Annotated in this window: 7 protein-coding genes and 1 pseudogene; 7 read left to right on the forward strand and 1 reads right to left on the reverse strand. The window is 40.6% G+C overall.

Features of this window, described 5'->3' with window-relative positions; translation table 11 throughout:
* Window positions 1-155: 155 nt before the first annotated feature.
* From B4J23_RS09495 to B4J23_RS09525, 7 genes are all read left to right on the forward strand, one after another.
* On the forward strand, window positions 156-965 hold the full coding sequence (locus tag B4J23_RS09495) for a formate/nitrite transporter family protein (RefSeq protein ID WP_004785766.1): 810 nt from the start codon (window positions 156-158) through the stop codon (window positions 963-965).
* Window positions 966-1,017: 52 nt separating this feature from the next.
* Complete coding sequence (locus tag B4J23_RS09500; protein WP_291360232.1) at window positions 1,018-2,742, forward strand: bifunctional protein-serine/threonine kinase/phosphatase; 1,725 nt, start codon at window positions 1,018-1,020, stop codon at window positions 2,740-2,742.
* A gap of 176 nt (window positions 2,743-2,918) precedes the next feature.
* Window positions 2,919-4,235, forward strand: coding sequence for a PQQ-dependent sugar dehydrogenase (locus B4J23_RS09505; protein WP_180131621.1), 1,317 nt, complete (start codon window positions 2,919-2,921; stop codon window positions 4,233-4,235).
* A gap of 459 nt (window positions 4,236-4,694) precedes the next feature.
* Entirely contained in the window at window positions 4,695-5,387 is a 693-nt protein-coding gene (locus B4J23_RS09510) for a metallophosphoesterase (protein WP_291360236.1), read from the forward strand.
* A gap of 285 nt (window positions 5,388-5,672) precedes the next feature.
* Complete coding sequence (locus B4J23_RS09515) at window positions 5,673-6,671, forward strand: putative oxygenase MesX (protein WP_291360238.1); 999 nt, start codon at window positions 5,673-5,675, stop codon at window positions 6,669-6,671.
* A 42-nt stretch (window positions 6,672-6,713) separates the two neighbouring features.
* The gene (locus B4J23_RS09520) at window positions 6,714-7,742 is read left to right on the forward strand and encodes a methionine synthase (RefSeq protein ID WP_291360240.1); all 1,029 of its coding nucleotides are present in this window, start codon (window positions 6,714-6,716) and stop codon (window positions 7,740-7,742) included.
* Window positions 7,743-7,829: 87 nt separating this feature from the next.
* The gene (locus B4J23_RS09525) at window positions 7,830-8,324 is read left to right on the forward strand and encodes a flavin reductase (RefSeq protein WP_159123555.1); all 495 of its coding nucleotides are present in this window, start codon (window positions 7,830-7,832) and stop codon (window positions 8,322-8,324) included.
* Window positions 8,325-8,389: 65 nt separating this feature from the next.
* Here the strand turns inward: B4J23_RS09525 and B4J23_RS09530 are convergent.
* Window positions 8,390-8,512: pseudogene (locus tag B4J23_RS09530) on the reverse strand (DUF1826 domain-containing protein); the annotation flags it as partial.
* Window positions 8,513-8,561: the final 49 nt, after the last annotated feature.

Genomic DNA, 8,561 nt, shown 5'->3' on the forward strand with positions numbered 1-8,561 from the left:
GCACAGCTTTTGCTTCTATTTCGATATACATGGCAACGACGCCATTCACCATTACCTGTTCTAATATTCAAGGCAACGGCGCCTAAGGTCTTCAGTGATCTTAGGCGTCTTTTTTTCGAAAAACAGGTCCGTATATTGAAAAAGAGGACGACAACATGGCATATCTTGCTCCTGCGGAGTTTGCAAAAAAAGTAGTAGATGCGGGTGAATCCAAGCTTCATATGGCAACCCGTGATGTTTTGATTCGTGCCTTTATGGCAGGTGCGATTTTGGCCTTGGCAGCCGTATTTGCAATTACGATTGCAGTGCAAACTGGTGTGCCACTGATTGGCGCATTACTGTTTCCTGTCGGCTTCTGCATGTTGTATTTATTGGGCTATGACTTGCTGACTGGGGTATTTGTATTGACACCGCTGGCATGGCTGGATAAACGTCCTGGCGTAACTTGGGCACGCATTTTAAAAAACTGGGGACTGGTATTTTTAGGTAACTTTACTGGGTGTTTAGTTGTTGCAGTCCTGATGGCTGTTGTTTATACCATGGGCTTTGCGACTGATCCAAATCCAGTCGGTGAAAAGATTTCTCATATTGGTGAAGACCGGACCTTAGGTTATGCGGCTTATGGTTTCTCAGGTTGGATGACTATTTTTATTCGCGGCATGCTGTGTAACTGGATGGTGTCTTTAGGTGTGATTGGCGCAATGATGTCTACTACAGTGAGTGGCAAGTTCATCGCAATGTGGATGCCAGTGATGCTGTTCTTTGCCATGGGCTTTGAACATTCAGTGGTAAACATGTTCCTGTTCCCATTTGCCATGATGATGGGTGGTGACTTCTCGATTGCAGATTATTTCCTGTGGAATGAATTACCGGTTGCTTTAGGTAATCTGGTCGGTGGTTTAGCCTTAACAGGTCTGGCACTTTACACCACACATGTACGTACTGGCGCGAAAAAAGAATTCTAATAATGAATCATTTTTAAAGGGATCAATATGATCCCTTTTTTGAGTTTTCAATATGAAAAAAACATTAAAAGTCGCTATTGGACAATATTCGACGGCTGGTATTAAAGATCAGAATCAGGATTTTTATGGCATCTATTTGCCAGAAGGTCATGTACTGAAGCAAAAAGGTATAGCCTGTGCGATTGCTGACGGGATCGGCAGTAGCAATGTCAGTCACATTGCCGCAGAAACAGCCGTTAGCAGTTTTCTCTCTGATTATTATTCGACTTCGGATGCCTGGAGCACTCAGACTTCAGCAGCACGGGTGATTCGTGCCACTAATTCATGGTTATATGCACAAACTCAACAAAGTCAGGGACGTTTCGATAAAGACCGGGGCTATGTCTGTACCTTATCTGCACTGATTTTAAAGCAGCATCAGGCACATATTTTTCATGTCGGTGATAGTCGTATCTATCGAATCCGAGATGGTGAAATTGAATTATTAACCCATGATCATCGTGTCTGTCTGTCTTCGACAGAACATTATCTCAGTCGTGCCTTAGGGGTGGATTATCGTATTGAAATTGATTATCAAAGCCTTGAACTAAAAGAAAAAGATGTCTTTTTACTCATGACTGATGGGGTTTATGAGTTTGTTACAGACCAACAATTATTAGATTTCACCTTAGCAGCAGATCACTTAAATCAGCTTGCCAAATTCCTGGTTGAACAGGCTTTAAAACAGGGCAGTGATGATAATTTAAGTCTTCAAGTGCTCCGTATTGAGCAGTTGCCTGAACCAGATCAGTTTTATATGCACCAGGATTATGTCTTTCCCCCCCAGCTCAGCAAAGGTGAAGCATTTGAAGGCTATGCCATTGACAAAATCCTGCACCAAAATCACCGCAGTTGCCTGTATTTGGCACACGATCATGATCGGCAACCGCTAGTGATTAAAACTCTGGCAGTAGATTTACAACAAGATGAACAGGCTGTTGAACAGTTTCAACTTGAAGACTGGGTTTCAAAGCGTCTTAAGCACGAAAATCTGCTGCAATGTTATACGCATCAATCAGAGAAAAAATATTTATTCCAGAGTTATGAATATTTGCAGGGAGAAACCTTAGATCGCTGGCTGCATCAACAGAAAAAGCCTTTGCAGATGGAAGATATTCTCCCTATTTTGCAGCAAACAGCATTGGCCTTAAATGCAATGCACCGACTGGAAATGTTGCATCAAGATGTACGTCCTGAAAATATTATGGTCTTAAACGTTGATAATACACTTAAAGTCAAACTGATTGATTATGGTTCAACTGCTGTACGAGGTTTAGTCGAAATTAATCCTAAACATGTGAATCGGCCACTTGGTACCTTGGCATTTATGGCGCCTGAATATTTCATTGAACATTCACCATCGATTCAGTCCGATCAATTTTCTTTGGCAGCCATGGCTTATTATTTACTGACTAAACAGCTTCCTTATGGTATAGATTTAGATCGATGTAAGTCATTGAAACAGATGAAAAAAGTTCAATATCATTCCATTCAAAAATATCGGCCGGATTTACCACTCTGGTTAGACCAGATTCTAAAAAAGGCACTGAATATCGAGCCGATGCATCGTTATGAGGCATTGACTGAATTGATCCATGATCTGGAACACCCATCCAAGGAATTATTAAAATCCAAAGCTCCTACCATGATTGAACGTGATCCTTTACGTTTCTGGCAAATCAGTTGTGCTGTATTAGGACTTTTACTTTTATTAAGTATTGCATGGCCATTTATTTAAGAAGATTGGAGTGAATATAAGTAAAAAATTAGACCGTGTTCTATGCTTTGGGCAGCTTGCGTCACTAGTATATTTACGGCAATCAATCCACAACCAGAAACTACAAGAACTATATCATTACAACTTCAACTGCCTTTTAAAATGGGAGAGATAAAAACAAAAAGCAAGGAAATACCATGGCGGCTCAATTTCTCCTATCAGCCTTAAGTACCGTAATCATATTGGCATTTACCGGCTGTACAGTTTCATCCAAAACACCTGTAACAGATAGTTATGGCGCTCAGCCGTCTTTACCTGAACCAAAATCAAGACTGTTTCCGGTCGTCAACATTGCCCCTGCAAAAGGTTGGCCTGAAGGTGTCATGCCGACGCCAGCACCAGGTTTAAAAGTGCAAGCATTCGCACAAGGCCTTCAACACCCGCGCTGGTTATATGTATTGCCGAATGGAGATGTACTGGTGGCTGAAACCGATGCTCCGCCTAAGCCCGAAGATAGTAAAGGCATTAAAGGCAAAATCATGAAAATGGTGATGAGAAGAGCAGGATCATCCTATCCGAGCGCCAACCGTATTAGCCTGTTGCGTGACAGTAATCAAGACGGCATTGCTGACCAGAAAACGGTATTTCTGCAAAATTTAAACTCGCCGTTTGGAATGACCTTAGTGGGTAATATGCTTTATGTCGCAAATACAGATGCTTTAGTGCGATTCTCTTATCAGCCAGGTATGACCCAGATCAAAGAAAAAGGAACTAATGTATTAGACTTGCCTGCAGGCCCTTTAAATCATCACTGGACGAAAAATGTTATTGCCAATCCTGCAGGCAAGAAGCTCTACATTACGGTAGGCTCTAATAGTAATGTGGCTGAAAATGGCATAGCTCAGGAAGAAGGACGCGCCCTGATCATGGAATTGGACCTTTCTACAGGTCAAGCCCGGCCGTTTGCTACAGGCCTGCGTAATCCCAATGGCATGGACTGGCAGCCTCAGAGTGGAGCCTTATGGACTGTAGTGAATGAGCGTGATGAGCTGGGCAATGATCTGGTTCCTGATTATATGACCTCAGTAAAAGATGGCGCTTTTTATGGCTGGCCTTATAGTTATTATGGCCAGCATGTGGATACCCGGGTAAAACCGCAAAAGCCTGAACTGGTCGCGAAAGCAATTAAGCCAGATTATGCCTTGGGAAATCATACTGCATCACTGGGTCTGACATTTTATAAGGCTAATTTAATATCCCAATATCGTGATGGTGCACTCATTGGCCAGCATGGTTCCTGGAATAGGAAACCTCATAGTGGTTATAAAGTTATTTTTGTGCCATTTCAAAATGGTCAGCCTTCTGGTCAGCCTCAAGAGGTTCTGACCGGATTTTTAAGCAAAAATGGAGATGCATTTGGTCGGCCTGTGGGTGTAGCTACAGATGCTCAAGGCGCAATATTAGTTGCTGATGATGTAGGGAACGTGATTTGGCGAGTATCACCGAATCAATAAATAAGTAGATGCTAATAAAATAAAAGCCTTATAGTCTCTCCCAAAACTATAAGGCTTAGCGGCTGTAGTCTCTACTTTTATCACTTACCATCCCAGTAAGTTCGCTGTCTTTCGACTTTATTATCATTGTAATGCGATTATTATCAGCTTTCCTTGCTGACTCTTTATGTGAAACATAATGTCAAAAATTGAGGAAACAGGATATAGAGTATTTGCTCCAATCGATGTAAGCTTAAACTTACAAAAAAATAATATATTTATACAAAAGTTAACATTATGTGAACTTTCCTATATTTTACAAAGGGTTTTATGACTAAAAATAATTTAATTGTAGTAGATAAATAATGTTAAAAAATCATCTTTAAGGTTTTAAACAGCATTAAAATTAAAAGATATGATTTAAGAATCATCTTTTGCTTCAGGTTTGGCAGACAGGGTTCCATGTTATAGAAGATACTTATGAACACTTTAACTAAGGTAATTGATGGATCTGATTTCTCTGCCATATATGTGGTTGGGGATCTGCATGGTTGTTATAGCTTGCTCATGCAAGAATTAGAGAAAGTTCATTTTAATTTTGAGAAAGATCTACTGATTTGTACCGGAGATCTGGTCGATCGTGGTAATGAAAACCTGGAATGCGTTTCATTGCTAAGTCAGCCCTGGTTTTATTGTGTTCGCGGCAATCATGAGGAAATGTGTATCAAGGGCCGTGACGATGCATGGATTCAAGATATGCATGCGCAGAATGGTGGTGAGTGGTTCTATCTTTTATCAACCGAAAAACAGGATGAACTCAGTGAAATTTTTTCTGCACTTCCTTTGGCCATTGAACTAAACCTAAAACATAAAAAGATTGGCATTTTACACGCAGATATTGCGCTTAATGACTGGAATGTATTTAAAAAGAAAATTGCAAAAGGTGAAAATAGAATTCCAGGCTTAACTTCAGCATATACCAATGCTCTTTGGGGTAGAGGGAGAATTCGCAATCATTCTTATCGCTATGGAACCGTTAAAAATATCGATGAGATCTATCTGGGTCATACGATTGTAAAAGAACATACCCAACTTGATAATTGCCACTATATTGATGTAGGTTCTTCTTATACGAAGAAGTTGTGTGTCGTTAAAATAAAAGATGCAAACTAGGTACTATTGCTAAGAACCAGCTGCAAAAATATATCAATAACTTCTGCCTTTAAAATTAACTTGATAGCTTATTTTTACAAAAGGTGATCTACATTAATTTTTGAATAAGAAACTGTATTTCGTCCAATTTAATTTTGAATAGGTATTCATACAATTAATTTCGCTATAGTGAATTTTTCTCATCTTTTACTGAATTTATATCGTTTTACTCATCTTTAGATTTACGTTTAAATAAAGTCATACAGAAATTTGGCTTTATTTAAAAATTTAGGATAGTGAATCTCCATGGGTAATCAATTTACATGCTCAATCAAGCACATCCGTTTTGATGAAAATTATCAACCAGCAGACAAAACACGTTTAACCACAAACTTTGCCAATCTGGCACGTGGTGAAAGTCGACAGGAAAATCTGCGCAGAACTCTGGCCATGATTAATCAGCGTTTTAATTCATTAGCGACAAGTGATAATCCTAAAGGCGACCGTTATTCCCTTGAAATTGACATTATCTCTGCGGAACTTGATGTCGAAGGCCATGGTCAAACTTTCCCTTTTATCGAGATGCTGAAAAGTACCGTCATTGATCATAAAACCAATGAGCGCATTGAAGGCATGATTGGCAATAGCTTTTCATCTTATGTACGTGATTATGACTTTAGCGTTGTATTGCCATCCATCAGCGATAAAACTGATGCAAAGCTTGACGACTTTGGTGATTTGCACGGCAAACTTTATCAGCATTTAATTCATTCAGATGTGTTTAAAGCCGAGTTTAAGAAACAGCCGGTGATTTGCCTGAGTGTATCTACCACGAAAACCTATTACCGTACTGCACATGTGCATCCTGTACTCGGTGTGGAATATAAAAATGATGATTATTCACGTACAGATGCATACTTTAAGAAGATGGGCTTAAGCGTTCGCTATTTCAAACCTGAACATGGCAATGCACCGTTGGCATTCTATTTTGCCGGTGACTTATTGCGTGATTACACGGACTTCGAACTTATCAGTGCGATCAGTACCATGGAAAGTTTCCAGAAGATTTATCGTCCTGAAATTTACAACACCAATTCGCCTGCAGGTTTGATCTATCAACCAAGCCTGAATTATCAGGATTATTCGTTGACACAAATCGTTTACGACCGTGTGGAGCGTAGTCAATTAGCAGTTAAGCAGGGCAAATGGACAGAAGAAAATTTTATTAAGCCGTATAAAGACATTCTTGAAAAGTGGGCCGCAAATTTTACTGTAGATAATGCTCATCAAGAGCATACTGCCTGAATGAAGAAATAAATTAACGAATATAGAGATAGAAGATTAGACATGAGCATTTTACTCCCAACATCTACAGCTGGCAGCTTGCCGAAACCGTCTTGGCTTGCCGAACCTGAGCAACTTTGGTCACCCTGGAAACTGGAAGGCGAGCAGCTCCTTGAAGCCAAGCGAGATGCTTTGAGCTTGTCCCTACATGAGCAACTACAGGCAGGCATTGATATCGTCAGTGATGGCGAACAAACCCGTCAGCACTTCGTGACCACCTTTATTGAACATCTGGAAGGTGTGGATTTCGAAAAGCGTGAGACGGTGCGTATTCGAAATCGTTATGATGCGAGTGTGCCATCCGTCGTGGGTGCTGTCGCTCGCAAGAAACCTGTATTTGTAGATGATGCCAAGTTCTTGCGTAGTCAAACTAAGCAGCCAATCAAATGGGCGTTGCCGGGTCCAATGACCATGATCGATACGCTTTATGATGCTCATTATAAGAGCCGTGAAAAACTGGCTTGGGAATTTGCAAAAATCCTGAATCAGGAAGCACTTGAACTCGAAGCAGCAGGTGTAGATATCATCCAGTTTGATGAGCCTGCATTTAATGTATTTTTTGATGAAGTAAATGACTGGGGCATTGCCACATTAGAACGAGCGCTTGAAGGTCTGAAATGTGAAACAGCAGTACACATCTGCTATGGTTACGGTATCAAAGCCAATACGGACTGGAAAAAGACTTTAGGTTCAGAGTGGCGCCAATACGAAGCAATTTTTCCGAAACTGCAAAAGTCTAAGATCGACATTGTTTCACTTGAATGCCAAAACTCTCATGTACCAATGGATCTGATTGAATTGATTCGTGGCAAAAAAGTCATGGTCGGCGCCATAGATGTCGCAACCAATCAAATTGAAACACCAGAACAGGTTGCAGATACTTTACGAAAGGCGCTTCAGTTCGTGGATGCTGACAAGCTGTATCCTTCAACCAACTGTGGTATGGCACCTTTATCGCGTCAAGTCGCACAGGGCAAACTGAATGCTTTAAGTGCTGGCGCAGCTATTGTTCGTCAAGAACTCACAACCTGAGTATTCAGTTGTCTTAAGAGCTGTCTAAGTAATACATGTACTTTTACCGCTCTTCATCAAAGCGATAGTCAATTAGGGATTTAAGAGATGATTGAAGCGACTGACTTTAGAAATGCCATGTCCTTACTCACCACAGCAGTGAATGTCATTACAACCTCGGGTGAGACAGGAATGCATGGTTTTACGGCATCTGCAGTATGCAGCGTGACTGATACACCACCGACATTGCTGGTCTGTATGAATCAGTCATCTCGTTCACATGTGCATTTTATTGAGAACAAAATTTTGTCAGTGAACGTCTTAGGTCCACAGCACGAACAGATTTCTAATGCATTCGCATCCAGCAAATTCAGTTCTGAACGAAGATTTCAATTAGGTTCTTGGACAATACTAAAAACAGGCTCACCTGTACTAGGCGATGCATTAGTGAGTTTTGACTGTGAAATCGAGAATATCCAGCAAGTAGGGACACATAGTATCTTTATGTGTCGAGTGGTTGCGATTCAACGGAGCGAACAAGATCAGAGCCTGGTGTATTTTAATCGTACTTACCATTCGGTTGGACAGTTAGAATTTGCTTGAATGAAAATGAGAAAAATGACAATAAGATAATGTGGATTTTCTCATTTTTAAGATTTGTATCGAATTTAACAAATCAAAAGCAATCGATATTCACCCTCATTTTCAACCGGAGCCCGATGTACACAAGGTAGGGCTCTTTGGGCTGGATGATCTACGGCTAATCGCCAAAGATAGCCTTGACCTAAATTTTCAACCTAAGCCTGATGCAAAGCCTGTAAATTTAGGTCAAGGCTATCT

Origin of the sequence: Acinetobacter sp. UBA3025 (genome assembly GCF_002367915.1) — a bacterium.
Taxonomy (GTDB): Bacteria; Pseudomonadota; Gammaproteobacteria; order Pseudomonadales; family Moraxellaceae; genus Acinetobacter.